The sequence below is a fragment of the Saccharopolyspora sp. MMCC62 genome, assembly GCF_057736575.1.
On sequence record NZ_JBYKCM010000002.1, the window covers coordinates 33236 to 53872 of the forward strand.

Below are 20637 nucleotides of genomic sequence, written 5' to 3' on the forward strand. Positions count from 1 at the left end.
CTCAGGGCGTCCGCCACGCCGCTTCGTCGAGGAGGCGGTCGGCGACCCGCTCTTCCGGCACGGCGACCCGGTTCTCCCGCAGCGCGGGGGCGAGCGCCGCGTCCCAGGGCGCCGCGGTGATCCGCCCGGCGTCGGGCCCGGCCGGATGTCGGTCCAGCGCGGCGAGGTAGTCGGCGGTGCTCATCCGCCACGGCACGGCCCCGGCCTTGGCCTGCACGTACGCGGCGATGCGGAGTCCGTCGCCGTCGAAGTCGCCGTGGTGGTGCAGCCGCGCCCCGGTCGCGCCGAGGGTGCGCAGCAGCAGCATCGCGGCACCGTTGGGCCAGCCGGAGGTGCACACCAGTGGCGGGCAGGTGCGGCCGAACCGGCGCAGCGCGCGGTCCAGCACCGCGGGTTTCTGCACGACCCACACGTCGGGCACGCCGAGCGAGATCCGTCCGGCGTCGCGCAGCTGGCCGAGGGTGATCGCGGCGGCGTGCCCGGAATCGGTGCAGGAGCGCATGATCTCGCCGCAGAGCCGTCCGCCGACGGGCTGCACCCCGGCGCTGAGAACCACAGTGGACAGTTCCTGTTCCCCGATTCCCGCGCAGCGCCACAGTTCGCGGCGCTGCCCGTCGCTCGCGGGCAGCGGGACGCCGTAGACCTCGGCGAGCGCGCGCAGCACGAGCCCGGACAGCGAGCCGCCCGGGTCGAGGGCCCGCGGATCGCCGAGCACCGCCTCGGCGAACGCGGGCAGCGGCGTGCCCGGGGCGGGCAGCGCGTGCAGCACGTGCAGCGCCGCGTCGAGGAGTTCGCCCGTGGCGGCGGGAGATCCGCCGAGCAGGCCGCCGCGGCGCACCTGCTCGGCCCACCCGGCCAGCGCGGGCTGGGCGCGCACCACCGGGTGCCCGGCGAGCCAGTCCCACAGGGCGGCGCGCTGCCGCTGCGCGCGTTCCCGCTGCGACGCCCGGTCCTGCACGGGTCCGATCAGCTCTTCGACGATGTCCCGGCAGCGCATCCCGCAGTGCGGTTCGAGCACCGCGTCCAGCCGCGCCACGGACACGGTGACGTGGTCGGCGGGCAGCCGGTCCGCGCCGAGCAGTCCCGCGAGCGCTTCCCGCTGCCGCGGGCCCAGCGGGCCCACGCGGACCCGGTCGACCGCCCGACCCGAGGAAAGCCGGTCGTGCACCGCCTGCCAGAGGGGTGCGAACTCGGCTCGCCGCAGACCGTCAGGGAGCACCGCGCTCCTCCACCAGCGCCCGCCCGTCCCACACGAACCGGGCGGTGGTGACCGCGTCGTCGCCGTCGCCGGTGATGAGCTGGTGGATCGCGATGCCGTCGAGCTCCCGGTAGGTGCACCACTCGTGGTCGCTGGTCAGCACCAGGTCCAGGTCCAGCGCGGTGAGCAGGTCGAACACCTGCCCGCGGTTGGTGGCGTCGACGCCGACGAACACCTCGTCGAGCAGGATGAACCGGGGCGCGGCGGGCACGGCCTGGTAGTGCGCGGCGACGGCGGCGAACAGGGGCAGGTGCAGCGCGATGGCCTTCTCCCCGCCGGAGAGCGCGCCGTGCAGCCGCTTGGTGAGCAGCTGCCAGCCCTCCCCGTCCGCCCGGTCGATCTGCACGCCGAAGCGGTGCCAGGACGTGTAGTCGAAGACCTGCGCGAGCTGGCCTTCCCACCCGGCGGCGGTGCCGTGGCGCTTGGCTTCGTCGACGCGGTTCCGGAAGAAGGCGTGCAGCACGTCCTTGTCGGCATCGCCGAGCCGGTCCGGATCGGTGAGCAGCAGTTCCCGCGCGGCTCCGGTGCCCGGCGGCAGGTTCGGGTCCACTTCCCACACCAGCCGCACGGCGACCTTCGACGCGGTGCGGACCCGTTTGAGCCGGGAGTTCATGGTGTCGACGAGTTCGCCGGCCTGGCGGATGCGGGCGGCGAGGTGCCTGCGGGTGTCGCCGGTGAGGGTCTGGTCGAACAGGTCCCGCTCGGCGGTGGTGATGCCGCTGCGCAGCTCGTCGCGTTCGGCGCGGAGCGCGTCGCGCAGGCCGGTGGCGCCGACGCGGACACCGTCGAGGGTGGCGGCGAACAGCTGCGCGTCCGCGCCGGGTTCGAGCCGCAGGTCGGCGCGTTCGGCGAGCACGTGGCGGCCGCCGTGCACGGCTTCGGCGAGCCTGCCGAGCGCGTCGGCGCGGTCCTTCGGGCCGTGCGGGAGCTCGTCCCACGCGGTGCTGATCTCGCGGGCCGTGGCGAGCACCGCGCCGATGTCGTCCGAAGTGGACGGTCCGGTCCCGGCGTCAGGAGCGATCCCGGCGGGCTGCGCGAATCCGGCGGCCGGTCCGATTCCGGTGTCCTGCCCGATCCCCGTGTCCTGCCCGATCCCCGTGTCCTGCCCGACCCCGGCGGCCTGCCCGATCCCCGTGTCCCGCGACATCCCGGCGTCCAGCGCGAATCCGGCGTGGGCGTGCGTCCGCAGCCGGTGCGCGGCGGCGTCCCGGGCGGTGCGGGCGGCCTCGTGCCGGGCGCCGTCCGCGGTGCGCCGGTGCTCCAGCGCGCCGAGGCGTCCGGCGAGATCCACGAGCCGGTCGGTCAGCCGCTCCCGCCGCTGTTCCACGTCGTGCAGCGCGGTGCGCAGCTCGGCGAGTTCGTCCAGCACCTGCCCGTGCCCGGTGCCGAGGGTGGCGCGCACGGCCTCGGCGCGCTCGGCGCACCGCAGCGCGGTCAGCCCGGCCTCGTCCGCTTCGGCGCGGCGTTCGGCGGCGACGTCCCGGGAGCGCCGCGCGGTGTCGGCGGCGGCGTCGGCGGCGCGGCGTTCGGCGTCCGCTTCGAACCGGGCGTCGAACCAGTCGGCGGCGGCATCGGTGCAGCCCGCCATCCGGCGGTCCAACTCGTCCAGCGCGGCCCGGTCGGCGGGCCGCCCGAGTTGGGCGGCGAGCTCGGCGCACCGGTCCCCCGCTCGCCGCGCCGCATCCGCGGCCGCGGCGACCTGCTGGGCGCGGTGGTGCACGATCCCGTCGCGGGCGGCGGCCTCGGCTTCGGCGACCTCGGCGGCCCGCCGGGCTTCCCGCACCGCGAGGTCGTCGGGCGCGGTGTCCCATTCGGCGCGCAGCGCGTCCCGGCGGGCGCGCAGCGCATCGGCGGCGGTGTCGAGTTCGGCGAGCTCCGCGGTGACCTTCTCGATCCGCTCGCCGAGTTCGGCGTCGCGGCGCCTGCGGTCCCGGTCGCGGGCGGTGCTGCCGATCCGCGCGACCTCGGGTTCCACGCCGTCTCCGGTGAGCCCGGCGAGGCGCCACCGGCCGTCCGGGGCGATCGCCGCTGCGGGGACGCCGTCCGCGCTGCGGTGCCTGCCCGCGCTCGCCGGGTCGTCGGCCGGGTCCACGTGCGCCGGGTCCACGTGCGCCGCGCCGTAGCCGATCCCGTGCAGCACGGCCCAGATCCGGTCCCGGTGCACCGGCGCGCCCGATTCGGGCCGCAGCACCTCCACCAAGGAGGTGCCGTCCACCGGGCGCAACCGGTCCGGGTCGAGCCGGGTGCCTGCGCCGTCCAGCGCGCCGTCCGGGCTCACCCACGCGTCGAGCAGACCGGCGGCGTGCAGCGCGGCCTCCACCTTCGCCTGCACGCCGGGGGTGCTGCCGCTGCGGAACGCCACCAACCGCCACAGCGGCGCACCGGGGTGTTCGGCCGCCTCGGTCGTTTCGGCCGCCTCGGTCGCCTCGGTCAACAGCTCCGCGGCGTCGCGCTGCCGGGTGAGCTCGGCGAGCCGGTCCCGCCGCTCGTCCCGGCGCGCGGTGGCGGCGGTGTGCGCGCGCACCAGCTCGGCCGCGGCGGCCAGGTAGTCGGGGTGCAGCCGTTCCAGCAGGTCGGCGCGGGTGTCGGCGTGCGCGGCGGCGTCGAGGTCGGCGACCGGCAGTTCCGCCAGGCCCGCCGCCCAGTCCCGCACCCGCCGCGCCTGCACGTCCAGCAGTTCGGCGTGCGCCCGGGTCGCGGCGGCGCTGCGCTCGGCGGCGGCGGACTGCTCGGCCCGCGCCTCCTCCAGGTCCTGCTCGGCGGCGGTGCGGGCCGCCACGGCCCGGTCGTGCCGATCGACGGCGGCGCGGACCTCCGCGATGCGGTCGTGCTCGCTGCGCGCGGCGGCGCGCAGCAGAAGCCGGGCCCGCCGCCGGTCCGCGGTGCCCGCGGCCTCGTGGAACGCCCCGGCGAGGCCGACCGGTTCGGCGTGCCTGCGCGCGTCCCGCTCGGCGCGCACGGCCCGCTCGGCGGCCGCGGCGGCGCGGGATTCGGCGGCGGCGCCGCGTTCCTCGTCCGCGTCGGCTTCGGCGGTGCGCCGGTCGGCCCGGTCGCGCACCGCGGCGGCGGTGCGCTCGGCGGCGGCGGTCTCGGCGCGCAGCCGGTCGAGCTCGGCGGCTTCGTGGTGGCCTTCGGCGAGCCCGGCGATGCGGGCCCGGGCGCGGGCGGCCTCCCGGTCCAGTTCACCGCGCTGTGCCAGGATCTCGTCCCGTTCGGCGGCGGCCTGCTCGTGGCGGCGCGCGCCGTCGGCCGCGGTGTCGGCGGCCCGGTCCAGTTCGGCGTTCGCCGCGAGCAGGTCGGTGGCGGCGGCCCGCAGCACCCGCTGCGCGTAGCCGCGCTGCCGGTCGGCGACGGTCTCCGCGGCCCGCACCTGCTCGTCGAGCCGCGCCAGCTGTTCGCGGCGCCGGTCGAGGCGTTCGAAACCCTCGGCCAGCTCGGAGATCTCGGCGGCGCCCAGCGGCGGCAGCGCCCGGGACAGCAGGGTGGACAGCAGGTTCGGGTCCAGCCGTTCGGACAGCTTCGGCGTGCGCAGCTGCAGCAGCGCGGTGATGAGGGCTTCGTAGCGCGGTTCGCTGAGCTCCGGGAACAGCGCCGCGCGCACCGCGTCCCGGTGCGCGGCGGGGGTGTCGTGCACGGTGCCGCGCTCGCCGAGCGCCTCCTCCAGCGCGGTCCTCGTCAGGGGCTGCCCGTTGCCGTTGACCAGCCGCAGGTCCGTACCGACGCGCCGGGAGGTGGTGAAGAAGTCCGCGCGCACCTCGGCGGTGTGCCTGCTGGCCTGCAACCGGGCGCCGCAGGTGAACCACCCGTCGCCGCAGCGGAATTCCAGCCACGCGTAGCCGACGCGGGTGACCCCGGACGCGCCCGCTCCCATCAGGTTCCAGTGCATGGTGCGTTCCGCGCTGCCGAACGTGGACAGCCGGTTCGCCCGCAGGTCGGCGTCGAACAGGAACGGCAGCAGCAGCTCCAGCGCCTTCGACTTCCCGGTCCCGTTCGGGCCGCGCAGCAGCAACCGTCCGTTGTGGAATTCGAAGACCTCGTCGTAGTAGCGCCACACGTTGAGGATTCCGGCGCGCGACGGGCGCCAGCGGGCCGCGGCGGGTTCGAGGGCCGTCACGACGGGTTTCCTCCAGCGGAGTCGGGGGAACCGGACACGATGGTGTAGCGGGCGGCGGCGGGCAGCGCGACGATCCGCTCCCCGCTGCGGCGGGCCAGGCCGAAGTCCACGAGCACCGACACCGCATCCGCGACCAGCCGCGCCGGGCCGTCGGAGTACCGGTAGGTGCGGGCCGATCCGGGCGAGCGGTCCAGCACCGATTCCGCGTCCTCCCGCAGCTGTTCGGCGGTGAGCCCCGCGCGGGAGGCGCCCAGCGAGTCCAGCAGGTGCAGCGCGGCGACCTTCGCGTTGTCCCCGTCGTCGGGGAACCTGCCGTCGGTGGCGAGGGATTCCGGGTCGACCAGCAGCATTCCCTCGGCGCGCTCCTCCAGCGCGAATCCGCCCTGTTCGGCGGCTTTCCGGATGATTCCGCGGCCGGTGCGGGAGGTCGCGTACCCGCGCTGCTCCGCGGTCAGGTCCGCCCAGTACACGACCGGGTCGTCGAACAGCTTGCGCAGCACCGAATGCCGCAGCCACAGCGCGCGCTGCACGTCGGTCCCGCCCGCACCGCCGTAGCGCGGTTCGGCGAGCAACCCGGCGAGCCGGTCCCCGTCCGGCGACCGCGAGGGCCCGTTCGGCGCGGCCAGCAGCCGCATCAGCAGCGCCGCGTCCACCCGGTACAGCACCTTCGCCCCGGCGGAGTCCGCGAAGTCCTCGGTGCTGCCGTCGACCGGTTCCAGCGCACCGAAGCCCTCCAACGCGCGCAGCACGTCCACGAACGCCATCCGCTCGGCGCGCAGCGCCGGATCGAACCCGGGCAGCACCGGATCGGCCGCGGTGGCCTGCGCGACCCGGTCCGCGAGCAGCCCGACGGTGGTGGCGGGACCGGCGAGCAGTTCCGCCGCGGCCACGCAGAACAGCGCGTAGCGCCGCCGGTCGAACGGTGCCCTGCTGCCGCGGTCCCGCCGCGCCGGGCGGGAGGAGTCCGGGTCGGAGCGCACCTTCGCGAGCCGCGCGTAGCCGCGCCGCGGCTCCACCACCAGCGACCAGCCGCAGTGGTAGTCGAACCAGCCGGCGAGGGTGTCGGCGCGCCGCCGCACCAGGTCGAACGCGTCCGGGTCGGTGGCAGCGCGGATCAGCGGGCTGCCCAGCAGCAGCCTGATGCCGCGGGCGAGGTCGGCGCGTTCCGCGATGACCAGCTGGTTGGCCAGGTTGCTCATCCGCCCGCCTCCACCGCGCGGTCGGCGACGAGCCGCACGTGCACCGCGAAGTCGGGGCCGCGCAGCGCTCCGCGCGAGGTGCGCAGTTCTGCGGTGCGCCCGTCGGCCGGGTCGGACAGCTCGATCTCCACCCGCCCGTCGCCGGTGCAGGCGCGGCGCACGCCCGCGTCGTCGGCGCGGCTCGCCAGCGCACGTCCCAGCAGGTCCAGCAGCCGGTCGAACACGCCGGGTTCGAGCTCGGCGAACGAGGAGAGCCGGACCGCACCGCCGGTGGCGACGCGCTGCCAGGCGGCGTCCAGCTCGGTGCGCTCCTGCCCGGCCCGGGCGGCGCGCAGCGCGGCGAGCTGCGCGACGTCCCGCACCTTCCCGGTGCTGCCGAACTTCTCGACGCGCCCGCCGCTGCGCAGCAGCGCCGAGACCCGCACCCGCGGGGCCTGCGCCCACGGCGTCGCGGGCGCCACCAGTTCGGGGTCCTCGTGCGCGAGGTGCGCGTGCCGCGCGGGGCCGAGGCCGAACGCGGCGGACCAGAGGCGGTGCAGGTCCTCGTCCCGGTCGGCGGTGGTGAACCAGCGGGCCAGTTCGCGGAAATCGGCTGCGGCGCTGGACGATCCGCTGCGGTGCTCGGTGATCCGCTCCAGGTCGCGCAGCAGCGCGACGACGGATTCGCGGGTGGTGGCGCGGAGGAGTTCGATGCGCGGTTCCGGCGGCCGGAACCACTCGTGCAGCGTCCGCCAGTGCGCCGCCCGCTGCTCCAGCCAGTGCCGATCGTCCGCGGTGGGCGGCAGGTCGGCGCCGCGCAGCGCACGCCGGCGCAGGTCGGCGGTGCCGTGCGCGTCGACCTCGGCGAGCGCGGCGGAGATCGCGGGCGCGCACCGGTCGAGGTCGGTGCTGAACTCCTGCAGGTGCGCGACGGTCGCGGCCCGCACCTCGTCGAAACCGCCGGTGCCGTCGGCGCACACCGTCTTCCGGAGTTCGGCGTGGAAGCGCGCGGTGCCGGTGCGCAACGATTCCAGGTGCCCTTCCAGTTCGCGGACCGCGGCGAACAGCCGCCGGTCCGCCGAGCCCGGATCGGCGAGCAGCGCGGCGATCTCGGCGAGCCGGTCGGCGATCCCGTCGAGCACCGCGGTCTGCAGCGCGCCGGTCTCGTCGAAGGCGGCCTGCGCGTGCCGCAGCCCCGCCCAGGCTGCCGCACCCGCCGTGGTCAACGCGTAGTGCAGGTTCCGCCGCTCGTACTCGGCGGCGGTGCGGTAGTCCTCCGCGTGCTGCTGGACGGCTTCGAGCAGCCCCCACTCGGCGAGCTTCTTGAGCCGTTCCGCCAGGTCTCCGTCACCGAGGGCGTCGAGCCCGCCGCTCGCGCGCACCCGCTCCCGCACGTCGTCGATGCCGAGCGAGCCCTCCCACCGCTCGGCCGCGTCGGCGAACGCGCGCAAGATCGCCGAGTACGACTCGGCCTGAGCGCCGACCGCGAAGCGGAACACGTCCGACGGGACCCGCTGCGTCGCCACTCGCGGCCTCCTCCCGGCGGGGAACCAACCACTCCACGGTAGTGGACCGCGGCCTCCGGGCGAACGGGTAGCCGGGTGCGGATTCGCCCCGGTCTCCCGGCTGCGGCCGGGAATTCCCGTCCGAGCACGGAAAATCCGGCCGGTGCCGCGCGGGCACCGGCCGGGTCGGTTCCATCACAGGACGTGCCGCGCCCCGGCGCCGAGACCGCGGCAGGACCAGCACTCCTCCGCGGAGTCGAGCGCCGGGCCGGCCGGGTCGGGTTCGGGCAGGCCCGTTCCCGAGCAGTCCGGGCACCAGGACCACTCGGCGGGCAGTTCCGCGGCGGGCGCGGGCGGCAGGACGTTCACCGCGCACCTCCTGTTCTGCCGGGTTCCGCGGGGGTTTCCGGCTCCGTGGGGGGGGCCGCCGGGTGGGGAGGCCCCGCCCACAGGTCTACCCCGCGCGCTCCGACCGGCGGGGTCGCGCGGGTAACGGCTCGCGAAATTCGGGAGCCGGCACCGCGCGGACCGCGTCCCTGGTGGCTCGCGCGCCCCGCGGGAACCACGGCCGGGCCGTCGGCGCGGGGATCGCGCTCGCGCGGGCGTCCGGCGCGTCCGCGCGGTCGGGACGTCGCGGCGGGATCGTGCGCCGCGGGAACTCCACCGCTCCCGGCCGGTCGAATGCGCGGCGCGCGTTCCGGGCGGGAATCGGCGGTTCGGAATTAATCGAATGGCACCCCGGCCGGGAATGCGCATTGCGACGAGCGGCGCATTCATCGCACTCCACGTCCCGCGTTGACCCTGATCCATTTGCGGGCCTGCACCCGCACGTCCTGGTCGTCTATCCAGTCGATGCCGACCTGCACGCAATCGACGAGGTTGTCGTCGCTGTGCGAACCGCGCGCGTCCCCCCGGTGCACGGTGATCATCCCGGAGCCGCGGCCCCAGCGGAACGTGTAGGACTCGCGCGCGGATATTCGTTCGAAGTGCCAGGTCATCGGCAGGCTCTTCTTCCCGTTCATCGGCCACCTCCGAGGTGGCGGGATCCGTGCGGGGCGCCCGGTCGCGGCCCGCAGCCACCGCAGCGGGGCTGCGGGATGCGGGAGAGCACGTCGACCGGCGCACCGCCCGGCATCCCCGGATCGGGCGGGCCGCCGCGCGGGCGCCGCCTGCGCGGAATGCCGAAGTGCACCGGGAATCCGCCGGACATGGGGGAACCGCGGGCCCCGTGCGCGGGGAGCGCGAGCAACGCCTGCACCACCTCGTCCACCGGTCCGTCCCGCCGCCACAACGCGGGAGGATCGGGAAGTTCCAGGTCGGAGACTCGATACCGGGCCGCGACGGCGTCGTCGGCCGCATAGGCGAGGAACGTGTCCATCACGCCGTTCTGCACCCGGAAGCCCTGCAGCACGAACTCGTCCTCGCGCCCGGTCGGCAGGTGCCGGAATCGGAACCCCTCGTGGACGCTGGCTCGAATCGCCGCCAAGTGCGAATGGAAGAGCGCGTCGAAGTCCACAGTGGCCACCTTTCATCAGATCGCCTTGCATGACTGGGAAAACCACCTGGCACGACGAATCCCGCCAACCAAGAAGATCTTGGTCGGACAGCCGAGCCCGTGCGTTTCAGGTGATCTTGAGAAGTGGAAGTAGTCGACCACTGGCCGCTATAAAAGAATGCTAGCCGCACGATAACGATCCGCGCACTCTTTCAATTGGGTGAATATCCGAAGCCCCGAACCGAACCGACTTCCGCTCTTTCGTCCACAGCGGACGGTATTCGACAAGTGCGCTAACCAGCCCGAATCGGCGTCGGACCACTTGAAAAGTCGCGCTATGGCAGCGAAAACGCGATCACACCGTTCGGCGGCACCCGCCGCCGGGTCGTGCCGAGGGCGGTGGCGCGCCGCCACCTCCGGCCGGACCGCGTCGAAGATCCACTAGTCAAGGTGGACAGTCCTGCCGCACCAGCGCACCGGACACCGGAAAACCCCGCCGCAGCGCGGGAATCCGCCCGACCCCGCGGCGCCACGACAGCGGATCGCAGGCCCGGACACCGCTCGTGCGCACCGGATGAGCTCCCAGCGGTCCGCGTGCCGGTCCGCACCTCCGCGCGGCCTGGACCGACCCGCGCTCCGGCGAACCCCGAGCGGGCCGCCCGCCGCCCCGTCCGTCGCCCCCTCCGGAACTCCCGCCCGACGCCCCGCCGGACCGAACCACGCCCAGATCCGGTCCCCGGGCTCCGCGCCACGTTCCCCGCCACCCCGAAAACCGGCTGAGATCCCCGCAGCCGCCCCAGCACGCCGCTTCCGCCGCGACTCCCCCGGCGCCGGAACTCGGCCCCGCCCCGCGGAACTCGGGCCCGAGAACGGAACCCGGGCCATCCCGCGGAACCCCGGCCCTCCGGCCGAACCCGGGCCATCCCGCGGAACCCGGGCCCTCCGGCGGAACTCGGCTCCCACCGACGGAGTCCGGACCCCTCCGGCGGAACTCAGACCCCGCTCGCAGGACCTGGCCTCGGCTCCCGGAACTCGGCCCCTCCCGCGAACTGGCCCCCTCCTCGCACAACTCGGCCCCAGCTCGCGGAACTCAGGCACCTCCCGCGGAACCAGACCACACCCCCAGACCCCGGTCTCAGCTCGCGGAACCAAGGCCCCGCGGAACCGGGCCTCCGCCCCCAGGACTTGGCCGCAGCTCGCCGAACTCGACCTCTCCCGCGGAACCCGAGCCCCGCGGAACTCGGGCCGCTCCCCGGAAAACCGCCGTCGACCGCACCCGCGCAGCAGTGAGCGCGCCGTGGAACGGACGTCCGTTCCGCCGGCGCGCTCGGCTGCACTGCTCCAGTTGTCGGACCACCACCCGCGATCGCCGAGGACAACCCGGTCCTCGACCTGCGGGCCGATCCGCCGCGGGGCTCACCGCGCGATCTGCTGACCGCCCTGCTGCCCCGGCTGGCCCTGCTGCTGCCAGTGCCGCATCGCGTGCTGCACCAAGGCGATCAGCGCCTGCTTGGTGGACTGCTGGTCCCGGGCGTCGCACGGTCCGATCGGCACGTGCGGTCCGATCGCCATCGCTTCCCGGATCTCCTCCATGCGGTGCTGCAGTTCGCCGTTGAAGCAGTTCACCGCGATCAGGTAGGGCAGCCCGCGGTCCTCGAAGAAGTCCACTGCGGAGAACGAATCCGCCAGCCTCCGGGTGTCGACCAGCACCACCGCGCCGATCGCGCCCTTGACCAGGTCATCCCACATGAACCAGAAGCGCTGCTGCCCGGGCGTGCCGAACAGGTACAGGATCAGGTCCGAATCCAGCGAGATGCGGCCGAAGTCCATCGCGACCGTGGTGCTTCTCTTGTCCGGTGTGGCCGCGAGGTCGTCCACGCCCGCGCTGGCCTCCGTCATCACCGCCTCGGTGGTCAGCGGGACGATCTCGGAGACGGAACCGACGAACGTCGTCTTCCCGACCCCGAAGCCGCCCGCGACGACGATCTTCGCCGAGGTGGTGGCACCGCGCTGGGGAGCAACCGGCCCCCGAGCGCCTCCTTGGGGAGCTCTATAGCCGACGGAGTCCACTCAATACCCTTTCCATCAACAACAGGTGTGGTGCGCTACCGCTTTCGGTCACCGTCTGGTGCACGGTGACCATCCCCAGTTCCGCCATGTCGGCCAGCAACACCCTAGCCACCCCGATCGGAACGGAGAGCAGCGCTCCGACTTCGGCCACCGACCTGGGATGCCGGCACATTTCAGCGATCGACTCGTGTTCCATCCGCCCCGCCGAGCCAGGCCGGTAGGCCTCGCTCGTGGACACGAGCGTCTCCAGTTGCAGCTCGTAGTTCGACCTGGTCCGGCCACCGGTCCAGGTGTACGAGCGAATGGCGGCGGGAACCTCGGCCTGCGGCTCCGGTTCACGCCCCGGTGCGCCGAACGCCCCCCTGGACTGCTCGGGCACCGGTTCACCACCCCCCGGTCGGCCCGCGGGCTGTCTCCCGACCGTCCACGGAGCCGATTCCGCCGTCCCCGAACCGGATTCCGAGGTCCCTCCCCAGGTCTCGTCCGGTTCGCGGTACGTCGGGCCTTGCGTTTCCCACTCCAGCGGAGTTTCGAACGGATCGCGCCGGTCGAACGGATCCGCTGGAGGCCGAGCGGTGGGTCGCCGGGAGTGCGGCTGCCCCGACTGGGGTTGCGGCGCACCCGCGTCTCCCGCGCCCTGATCGGCGGCCGAGCCCTCCGCCTGGTCCGCCTTCTTCCGGCGGCCGCGCCTGCCGCGGCCGCTGTCGAAGGTGAACCCGTTCATCACGTCGGCGAAGGTGTTCTCGTCCGGCTCGTCCCGTCTTCGGTCCTGCTCGCCGAACTCCGGCTCGCTCATCGCGTCACCTCACCGCGGCCGGGCGGGAGAACGGATTTCTCGCGCCCTGCAGCTGGTGCCGCAGCTCCGGGGTGAGCATCTGGCCGACGCGCTCCACCAGCATCGCCATCTCGTAGGCGATCAGGCCCATGTCGCACTGCGGTGCGGCCAGCGCGGTCAGGCAGGATCCGTCGCTGATGCCCATCTGGATCAGCGTGCCGTACTGCATCTCCACGATGGTCTCGGTGACCTCGCCCGCCTCGAAGCACTTCGCGGCGCCGTTGGTCAGGCTCAGCAGACCGGACGAGACCGCGGCGAGCTGTTCCGCGCGGTCCCTCGGCAGGTTCGCCGAACTGGTCAGCAGCAGTCCGTCCGCGGACACCACGATCGTGTGTGCCACACCGGCGACGCGCTGGGTGAAGTCCGTCACCAGCCACCCGAACCGCCGGGACATCGTCTCCTGGGGAGTCATGCAACCTCCTGGCTTGTGGTCGTGGAATCGCCGAGGGATGTCCGAACGACTCCATGTTGCCGAATCGGTGGAACCGGACGCGGGTGTTCCGCGCCCTCAGTGGCCTGGCTAGCGCTCCTTCTTCCGGTGGGGGCCATGAACAGCGTTCGAGTTCCGCACGCGCCCTCCCTACGACTCGTCCGGCGCCCGGTGCCTGCCGCGCTCGACACCGGATTGGAAGCTGGACAGCCTGCCGCGCAGCGCGTTCGCGTCGCGTTCGAACCGCTGGCCTTCCGGCCGGCTCGACGTGACCTGCGCGCTGCCCGGGGCCAGCTGCGCCTTCGGGGTGCGCCGGGGCAGACCGGAGTCGGTGAAGGACGTCGGGTTCATGCTCGTGACGGCTTCGGCCTGGCGCCACGACTCGTCGGTCGCGAAGCTCCAGCCGCCGTCGCCGTTCCCGTTCGACGCCGGGGCGGCCTCGCCGCCGGCCCAGCCGGAGTTCCCGCCCGCGGCGTCCTGCGCGGGCTCCTCGGCGGGACCGTCCTGCGACGACGAGGTCATGGCGCCGTTCCTCCCGAAGCGCAGGCCGCCTTGCAGGTCGGCCAGTCTGCGGCTCAGCTCCTGCGGGCTGCGCTCCGCCGAGGTGCTCGGAGCGGCGGCCGCGGTCGCGCCGGCCCCGTCCTGCTCGAGCTCGCCGATGCCGAGCGGGTCGTCCTCGTCGACGTGCACCGCCGATGCCCCGGCGGGACCGCTGCCGTTGCGCCGCGGCAGGCCGGACCCGGTCGAGCCGGACTCGCCGGAACCGGACTCGCGGAAACCGGTCTCCCCGAACCCGGAGTCGCCGACGCCGCCGTCGCCGTACCCGGAGTCGCTGCGGCCGTTGTCGCCGAACCCGGAGTCGCTGGGGCCGGACCGGCTGAAACCCGAGTCGTCGGGACCGGAGCCCGGGAATCCGGACGTGGCGAACTCCGACTCGGCGGCGGTGACCCCGCCAGTGGTGTCCGCCGCTTCGGCGCCGGCTTCGGCCTCCGCCGCGGAATCCGCGCTGAACGACCAGGAACCGGTGTCCATGATGGACGTCGCCTGCTCGTCATCGGGCCATTGCCCGCCCTGCTCCTGCGCGCGTTCCTGCTCCTGCTGGCGGGCGTACTCGTCGAGGTCCTCGTCCGTGATGGGCTGGAACCACTGGGTGGAGACCTCTTCGAAGATCGGCGACTGCGCGTCGGACGCGGCCGAGGTCTCCTCGGGTGCGGGCGGCCACGCCAGGTCCGAGGACGTCCAGTCCGCGGAGAAGTCGTGGGAATCGGCCTGCTCCGGGATGTCCACCGGGGTGAACAGGCTGCCGAGCTCGCCCGCCGGTTCCTGCTGCGAGGGGCCGACGAGACCGGCCGCCGGTTCCCGCTTGGGCAGCGGGGAGTTCGACTCGGCGGGCGTGAGGAAGCCGGTGTTGAACGTGTTCCGATCGGCGTCCGGTTCCGCGGTGCTGAACCCGGTCTCGGCCGGGTCCGCGCCGCCGAAGCCGAAGCTCGTCCCGGCGGGCTCGGATGCGGTGCCGAACCCGGTTTCGGCGGCGAAGCCGGTGCCGGTGCTGAACCCGGTCTCGCTCTCCGCCGTGCCGAAGCCGCCGTCCGCGGTGCTGAACCCGGTGTCGCCGCCCGCGCTCCACACGAACCCGGTGTCGTCGTGCTGCGACCCGGATTCGGTGCCGGAGGCGGTCGGCTGCGGCCCGGTCCCGAAGGTGCCGGAGGTCGGCAGGTCGTGGTGCGCCACGCCGTTGCGCTGCCCGCCGGTCGCGGGGCTGGTCTGCTGCGGGACGGCCGAACCCGCGACCACGTGCTCCGCGGGGATGTTCACTGTGGCCCGCACACCGTCCACATCGGGGCCGCCGTGCAGCCGCACGGTGACGCCGTGGCGCAGCGCGAGCCGGGAGACCACGAACAGGCCCATCCGGCGCGAGGTCGCCAGGTCGTTCTCGTCGACCCGGGACATCCGCTCGTTCGCGGCGGCCAGTTCCTGGTCGCCCATGCCGATGCCCTCGTCGAGCACGTCCACGGTGATCGACCCGTCGCCCGCCTGGTAGCTGGAGACGGTGACCGAGGTGTCCGGCGCGGAGAAGTTCGCCGCGTTGTCCATCAGCTCGGCCATCAGCCGCACCAGGTCGCTGGCCGCGTGGCCCAGCAGCCGCACCTGGGGCGGCGGCTGCACGACGACGCGCGGGTACTGCTCGATCTCGGAGACCGCGGCGCGCAGCATGTCGCCGAGTTCGGTGGGCCGGACGAACCGCCGCGCCAGGTCGCTGCCGGAGAGCACCATCAGGTTCTCGTTGTTGCGGCGCATCCGAGTCGCGAGGTGGTCCAGCTGGAACAACCGGGACAGCTGGTCCGGGTCCTCTTCGTCCTGCTCGAGCTGCTCGAACAGCCGCAGCTGGCGTTCCAGCAGGCCCTGGCTCCGCCGGGAGACGCCGACGAACGATTCGCTGTAGCCGTGCCGCAGCGAGGCCTGTTCGGCGGCGAGCCGCAGCGCCTGCTCCTGCACCTGGTCGAAGGCGCGGGCCACCTGGCCGACCTCTTCGGTGGTCTGCACCGGCAGCGGCCGCAGCTCTTGCGCCTCTTCACCGGACCGGATGCCGGCGACCGCGTCGGGGAGCCCGTGCTGGGCGGCGTCGAGCGCGCCCTGCCGGAGCAGGCGCAGCGAACCGATCAGCTGGCGGCTGATCATGGTGATGACGGCGGCGGCGATGATGAGCGCCGCCAGCAGCAGCGCCGAGTCCCACCCGGCCGCGTTGCCCGCGTCCTCGCGGAGCGTGTTCGCCCCGGCGCGGACCTCGTCGGCGAGGTCGTTGTGGCCGTCGTCGATGAGTTCGACCACCTGGTCGGAGACGCCGTTCCACTGCTCGGTGCTCACCGGGAGCTCGCCGCCGCTCATCCCGGCCATCAGGACCTGGGTGAGCATCGCGTTCCGCTGGATGATCTCCGGGCCCTGGGTGGTGGCGTCCAGCCGCTCCTGCCAGTGGCGGGCGACGGTGGCGCGCGCGTCGGCGATCTTGGAGACGAGGCGGGCGCGGGAGCCCTGCAGCGCGTCACCGGACTGCGGGGCCAGCTGGCCCTGGGACAGCCCGCTGAGCACCCAGGCCTGCTGCAGCCGGACCTCTTCCATCATGGCGAGCATGTCCTGCAGCGCCGAGGCGGTCGCGGCCAGCGACGGCTCGGACACGGTGCTGGTGAGCGCGCGGTCCAGCGACAGCACCGAGGTGATGGCGGCGCTGTAGGCGTTGATGGTGTCGGGGGTGGACAGCGATTCGCGGCGGACCGCTTCGCGCGCGGACCGGAGCTGATCGAGCGCGGCGTGCACCTCGTGGTGGCGGTCGTCGACGATCTGGCCGTAGTCGATCTCGCCGGGACCGGCCGATTGCTCGAACTCCTCGTCGACGGCTGCGAACGCGGCGTCCACTTCGGCGACCCGCAGGTCGAGCTCTTCGGCGTTGTTGGACAGGACCGCGGCGTTGCGCTCGTCCTGCAGGGCGGCGACGAGGGGCTCGACCTTCTGCGCGCCGTCCAGCACGTGCGCGACGCGCTCGTACTCGGTGGCCTGGGCGACCTGCCAGCGGATCTGGGAGATGCCCAGACCGACGGCGAAGACGACCGGGACCAGCACGACGGCGGCGAACTTGACCGGGAGGCTCCAGTTGCGCCACTGGCCTAACAGGGCCCGCTTGCGCGGGGTGGGCGCCGTCACGAGCACCACCCCGGCATCGGCCGGGCGGCCCGGCTCGGCAGGCGATCTCGTTCGAGTGAACTTGGCGTCGGGGAACGGCGCATGCGTGTGATCCCGCAATCGTCGTCTGGGTTGTCGGGGGGAAAGCGGTCCGGCGGCGGGCAGGCTCGCAGTCGGCGGGGCGAACTTCCAGCACAGAACCGTATCGGTGCGGCGGCGCCAGCGAGACCGAGCGTTACCGAACCGATCGCTACGGGCTGTGCCAGGACTGACGGCATTCCGGACACGGACACCTAACCGGGGCGAAGGAAGAGGAGGCGGTCTGCTTTCGGGTGCCTGCACTATAAACCCTGCCCCCAGGAAACAGCGGAGGGCGTTTTCGACTCAATCGACTCCGCGGAAGACCGCACGTCACGTGTTCCCGCGGCAGCTCCGCACGTACCGGAACGAGGAATTTTTCACTGCGCGGAAGCACGATCGGGCGCGTCCGATCGCTGCCGGGCCGCCTGGAAAACCTTCGCCGCGGCGTGCAGCCGCGTGGTCGAAGTTCAACCGGACGTGTCACGAGGCGCCTGAGACACCCCCGTTCGTCACGCTAAGTGATTGACTCGTCATCCTGTGTGGCGACATCTCTTCCCAATTGCGTCGGAGAGGTGGTTAACTTCGCCGCCGCTGAGCTTCGACATCGCATCCACCGGGTCCCCCGAGTTCCGACCGACCCGAACCAGAGAACTTCCGGGAAGGAAGCATGAGCGACGCCTCTCAAACCCTAATCCGCGTGTACCCCCAACACCGCGCCCGGCGACAAACCCCGAAACCCTTCGCCGGAATCGAGCGCACCACCGCCATCGCGCAGCGAACCGGCCCCGATTATCGGACTATCGCGGCGAGCGCCGAATTCCACGCCCTGCGCCGCAGGGTGGTCCGGTTCGTATTTCCGATGACCGCGTTATTCCTCCTCTGGTATCTCGGATACGTCCTGCTCGCGGCCTACCAGACCGAGCTGATGGCCACCCCCGTGCTCGGCTTGATCAACATCGGACTGCTGCTCGGAATCGGGCAATTCGTGTCCACAGTGCTCATCACCACCGCTTACGTCCGGTTCGCCGAGCGGTCCATCGACCCCCTCGTCGAGGAACTCCGCGCCGAAGTGGACGCCTCCCCCGCCGCCGCAACGGACGGTGACCGGCGATGAACCACGCCCTCGTCCTCGCCGCCCGCGACTCCTCCGACGACTCGCTGCTGCCCGCCGACGGCCCCGCCGTGAACACCGCGATCTTCGCCGGGTTCGTGCTGATCACGCTGTTCCTCGTCTACCGCGTCAGCAGCAGGCGCAGCACCACCGCCGACTACTTCGCCGCAGGTGGCTCGTTCACCGGCGCGCAGAACGGCATGGCGCTGTCCGGCGACTTCCTCTCCGCCGCCTCGTTCCTCGGCATCGCCGGCGCCATCGCGGTGCACGGCTACGACGGCTTCCTGTACTCGATCGGCTTCCTGGTCGCCTGGCTGATCAACCTGCTGCTCATCGCCGAGCGGATGCGCAACACCGGCCGGTTCACCATGGGCGACGTGCTCAGCTTCCGGATGCGCAAGCGCCCGGTGCGGGCCGCGGCCGCGGTCTCCACGCTGGCCATCACCTTCGTCTACATGATCGCGCAGATGGCCGGGGCCGGCGGCCTCGTCGCCCTGCTGCTCGACGTGCACAGCACCGGCGGCCAGGCGATCGTGATCGCCGTCGTCGGCGTCATCATGGTGCTGTACGTGCTGGTCGGCGGCATGAAGGGCACCACCTGGGTGCAGATCGTGAAGGCCGGGCTGCTGTTCCTCTGCGTCGGGATGATGACGATCTTCCTGATCGGGAAGTTCGGCTACAACCCGTCGAAGCTGCTGGTCTACGCCGCCGAGAACAACCCGAACGGGCGGGACATCTTCGCCCCGGGCGTGCAGTACGGGCTGTCCGCCATGACCAGGCTGGACTTCGTCTCGCTGTCGCTGGCCCTGGTGCTGGGCGTGGGCGGGCTGCCGCACGTGCTGATGCGCTTCTACACGGTCCCGAACGCGAAGGAGGCCCGCCGCTCGGTGGTGTGGGCGGTGTGGACGATGTCCGCGTTCTACCTGTGCACCCTGATCATCGGGTTCGGCGCCGCCGCGCTGGTCGGCACCCCGACCATCCTGGACGCCCCCGGCGGCGAGAACTCCGCGGCGCCGCTGCTGGCGTACGAGGTGGGCGGCACCTTCCTGCTCGGCATCGTGGCCGCCGTCGCGTTCGCGACCATCCTCGCCGTGGTCGCCGGGCTCACCCTGACCGCGTCGGCCTCGTTCGCGCACGACATCTACGCGAACCTGATCAAGGACGGCAACGCCGATTCCGACCGGGTCGTGCGGGTCGCGCGCTACACGGCGCTGGGCATCGGCGGGGTGTCCATCCTGGGCGGCATCGCCGTCAACGGGCAGAACATCGCGTTCCTGGTAGGGCTGGCCTTCGCGTTCGCGGCCTCGGCGAACCTGTCCACGCTGCTGTACTCGCTGTTCTGGCGGCGGTTCAACACCGCGGGAACGCTGTGGGGGATCTACAGCGGACTGGCGTCCTGCCTGGTGCTGGTCGTGCTGTCCCCGGTGGTCTCGGGAGCCCCGGACTCGATCTTCCCGGGGATGGACTTCGCGCTGTTCCCGCTGCGCAACCCCGGCATCGTGTCCATCCCGATCTCGTTCCTGTTCGCCGCGATCGGCACGCTGCTCAGCACCGAGAAACCGGACGCGGACAAGCAGGACGAGATGGAGGTCCGCGCGCTCACCGGGATCGGCGCGGACAAGGGCTGATGCGCTCGCGCGGACGCGTCCGGAGGTGCGGCTCCGGGAGCGTCCGCGCCGCTCGGAGCCCCGGGCTTTCCCCCGGAGCGGTCGTCAGGCGCCCGCGCGGGGTTCGAATCCGACGCATTCCGCGACCGGCAGCCCCGGATAGCGGGGAATCCGCTCATCCCATCCGGCGCGGGTGCACCGCATGTACGTGACACCGCGTCGCGTCCGGTTCAGCGACGGGTGCTCGCAGTACCGGCACAACCCCGCGGGAACGGCCAAACCGTCCCAGGGATCCGCATCCGCCATCGATTCCTCCGGTCCACTCCGATCCGGCGGCACCGGTTCCGCGCTGGCCCGCCGGAATGCCGCCGCTTTCGCGGGCAGCTTAACCGCCGGCCCGAGTTGGTGACTCAGCGGTGAACCGCGCGCTTCACTTCACCGGATCGTGGACACTGATGCAGCAATCGCGATCGCGCACCGATGTCCGGGCGCGAATTCTTTTCGGAATTCGGCGCACGGCCGGACCATTCCCCGAAGCACACGATCGGACACTCCCGGCACCCCCGCCGCGGCCGATAAGATGAACGGCGCGTTGATTGTTCGACCAAGGGGAAACGTCGGAACGATCTGTTCGCGAAACTCCCGCCCGGAGTTCGACCCGGCCGCGGGAGCCAGGGGGAAAATCATGCACACGATCCGGAACGCCGTGCTGGCGGGAATCGCCGCAATGGTGCTGCAAGTGCACGGACTGGGCGCGGGGGTCGCGCACTTCGTGTTCGAATTCGGCCACCGGCTGGCCGAGCTCAGCAGGGACGCCGGGACCGACCGCGCCGAGGACTTCCGAGTCCCCGGGGTGAACCTGCGGGCCGGTCCCGGCACTTCCTCGGTGGTGCTCGGCGTCGGCAACCCGGGCGACCGGCTGGTGCAGCGCCGCGAAGTCGACGGCGAGCGGGTGACCTGCCCGGACGGCGGCGCGCAGCACACGTGGTGGCAGGTGCTGGACCGGCGCACCCGGGTCACCGGGTACGTCAGCTCCTGCTTCCTGTGACGGCCGACCGGCTTCGGTCGCGCCGGCTGCCGCCCGATCCGGCGACCACCCGCGCAGAGCCCGGTCGGGCCGCCACCTGCGCGGAAGGTCCCGGGCTGGCTATCACCTGCACGAACGGTCCTGGCTGGGCTATCACCTGCGCGAACGGTCCTGGTCGGGCGACCACTCGTCCGGATGGCCCTGGGCGGGCTGTCACCTGCGCGAAAAGTCCTGGTCAGGCGACCACCGGC

General features: G+C 73.0%; 14 protein-coding genes. 3 read left to right on the forward strand and 11 right to left on the reverse strand.

Going from position 1 to position 20637, the window contains the following annotated elements; all coding sequences use genetic code 11:
* Nucleotide 1: 1 nt before the first annotated feature.
* The 11 genes from AC29IT_RS04320 to AC29IT_RS04370 all read right to left on the reverse strand — a co-directional run bounded on the left by AC29IT_RS04320 (nt 2) and on the right by AC29IT_RS04370 (nt 16581).
* Complete coding sequence (locus tag AC29IT_RS04320) at nt 2–1219, reverse strand: TIGR02679 family protein (protein WP_488217941.1); 1218 nt, start codon at nt 1217–1219, stop codon at nt 2–4.
* Complete coding sequence (locus tag AC29IT_RS04325; RefSeq protein ID WP_488217942.1) at nt 1209–5372, reverse strand: TIGR02680 family protein; 4164 nt, start codon at nt 5370–5372, stop codon at nt 1209–1211. Before AC29IT_RS04325 ends, AC29IT_RS04320 begins: the two co-directional genes overlap by 11 nt.
* Nucleotides 5369–6571, reverse strand: a complete 1203-nt coding sequence (locus AC29IT_RS04330) for a TIGR02678 family protein (protein WP_358432701.1) — start codon at nt 6569–6571, stop codon at nt 5369–5371. Before AC29IT_RS04330 ends, AC29IT_RS04325 begins: the two co-directional genes overlap by 4 nt.
* Entirely contained in the window at nt 6568–8076 is a 1509-nt protein-coding gene (locus tag AC29IT_RS04335) for a TIGR02677 family protein (RefSeq protein WP_488217943.1), read from the reverse strand. Before AC29IT_RS04335 ends, AC29IT_RS04330 begins: the two co-directional genes overlap by 4 nt.
* Nucleotides 8077–8250: 174 nt before the next feature.
* A complete protein-coding gene (locus tag AC29IT_RS04340) occupies nt 8251–8424 on the reverse strand; it encodes a hypothetical protein (protein ID WP_358432697.1) in 174 nt (57 codons plus the stop codon).
* Nucleotides 8425–8828: 404 nt separating this feature from the next.
* Nucleotides 8829–9077: a hypothetical protein gene (locus tag AC29IT_RS04345; RefSeq protein ID WP_358432695.1), complete on the reverse strand. Its 249-nt coding sequence runs from the start codon at nt 9075–9077 to the stop codon at nt 8829–8831.
* Nucleotides 9074–9571, reverse strand: a complete 498-nt coding sequence (locus AC29IT_RS04350) for a hypothetical protein (RefSeq protein WP_488217944.1) — start codon at nt 9569–9571, stop codon at nt 9074–9076. The genes AC29IT_RS04345 and AC29IT_RS04350 overlap by 4 nt, the downstream gene beginning before the upstream one ends.
* 1395 nt (nt 9572–10966) lie before the next feature.
* Nucleotides 10967–11620, reverse strand: coding sequence for a GTP-binding protein (locus tag AC29IT_RS04355; protein ID WP_358432691.1), 654 nt, complete (start codon nt 11618–11620; stop codon nt 10967–10969).
* Entirely contained in the window at nt 11601–12416 is an 816-nt protein-coding gene (locus AC29IT_RS04360; RefSeq protein WP_358432689.1) for a DUF742 domain-containing protein, read from the reverse strand. Before AC29IT_RS04360 ends, AC29IT_RS04355 begins: the two co-directional genes overlap by 20 nt.
* Before the next feature lie 4 nt (nt 12417–12420).
* On the reverse strand, nt 12421–12867 hold the full coding sequence (locus AC29IT_RS04365) for a roadblock/LC7 domain-containing protein (protein WP_358432686.1): 447 nt from the start codon (nt 12865–12867) through the stop codon (nt 12421–12423).
* A gap of 168 nt (nt 12868–13035) precedes the next feature.
* A complete protein-coding gene (locus AC29IT_RS04370; RefSeq protein ID WP_488217945.1) occupies nt 13036–16581 on the reverse strand; it encodes a sensor histidine kinase in 3546 nt (1181 codons plus the stop codon).
* A gap of 727 nt (nt 16582–17308) precedes the next feature.
* Between AC29IT_RS04370 and AC29IT_RS04375 the strand changes: the two genes are divergently transcribed.
* The 3 genes from AC29IT_RS04375 (at nt 17309) to AC29IT_RS04385 (ending at nt 20407) form a co-directional block, all read left to right on the forward strand.
* On the forward strand, nt 17309–17755 hold the full coding sequence (locus AC29IT_RS04375) for a DUF485 domain-containing protein (protein WP_488217946.1): 447 nt from the start codon (nt 17309–17311) through the stop codon (nt 17753–17755).
* A complete protein-coding gene (locus AC29IT_RS04380; protein ID WP_488217947.1) occupies nt 17752–19380 on the forward strand; it encodes a solute symporter family protein in 1629 nt (542 codons plus the stop codon). Before AC29IT_RS04375 ends, AC29IT_RS04380 begins: the two co-directional genes overlap by 4 nt.
* A 664-nt stretch (nt 19381–20044) precedes the next feature.
* Entirely contained in the window at nt 20045–20407 is a 363-nt protein-coding gene (locus tag AC29IT_RS04385; protein WP_358432678.1) for an SH3 domain-containing protein, read from the forward strand.
* Nucleotides 20408–20637: the final 230 nt, after the last annotated feature.

What these genes read in the sequence shown, in the direction of transcription:
- AC29IT_RS04330 (WP_358432701.1), bottom strand. Translation starts at nt 6,571, where the DNA reads ATGAGCAACCTGGCCAACCAGCTGGTCATCGCGGAACGCGCCGACCTC.
- AC29IT_RS04345 (WP_358432695.1), bottom strand. Translation starts at nt 9,077, where the DNA reads ATGAACGGGAAGAAGAGCCTGCCGATGACCTGGCACTTCGAACGAATA.
- AC29IT_RS04360 (WP_358432689.1), bottom strand. Translation starts at nt 12,416, where the DNA reads ATGAGCGAGCCGGAGTTCGGCGAGCAGGACCGAAGACGGGACGAGCCG.
- AC29IT_RS04365 (WP_358432686.1), bottom strand. Translation starts at nt 12,867, where the DNA reads ATGACTCCCCAGGAGACGATGTCCCGGCGGTTCGGGTGGCTGGTGACG.
- AC29IT_RS04375 (WP_488217946.1), top strand. Translation starts at nt 17,309, where the DNA reads ATGAGCGACGCCTCTCAAACCCTAATCCGCGTGTACCCCCAACACCGC.
- AC29IT_RS04380 (WP_488217947.1), top strand. Translation starts at nt 17,752, where the DNA reads ATGAACCACGCCCTCGTCCTCGCCGCCCGCGACTCCTCCGACGACTCG.
- AC29IT_RS04385 (WP_358432678.1), top strand. Translation starts at nt 20,045, where the DNA reads ATGCACACGATCCGGAACGCCGTGCTGGCGGGAATCGCCGCAATGGTG.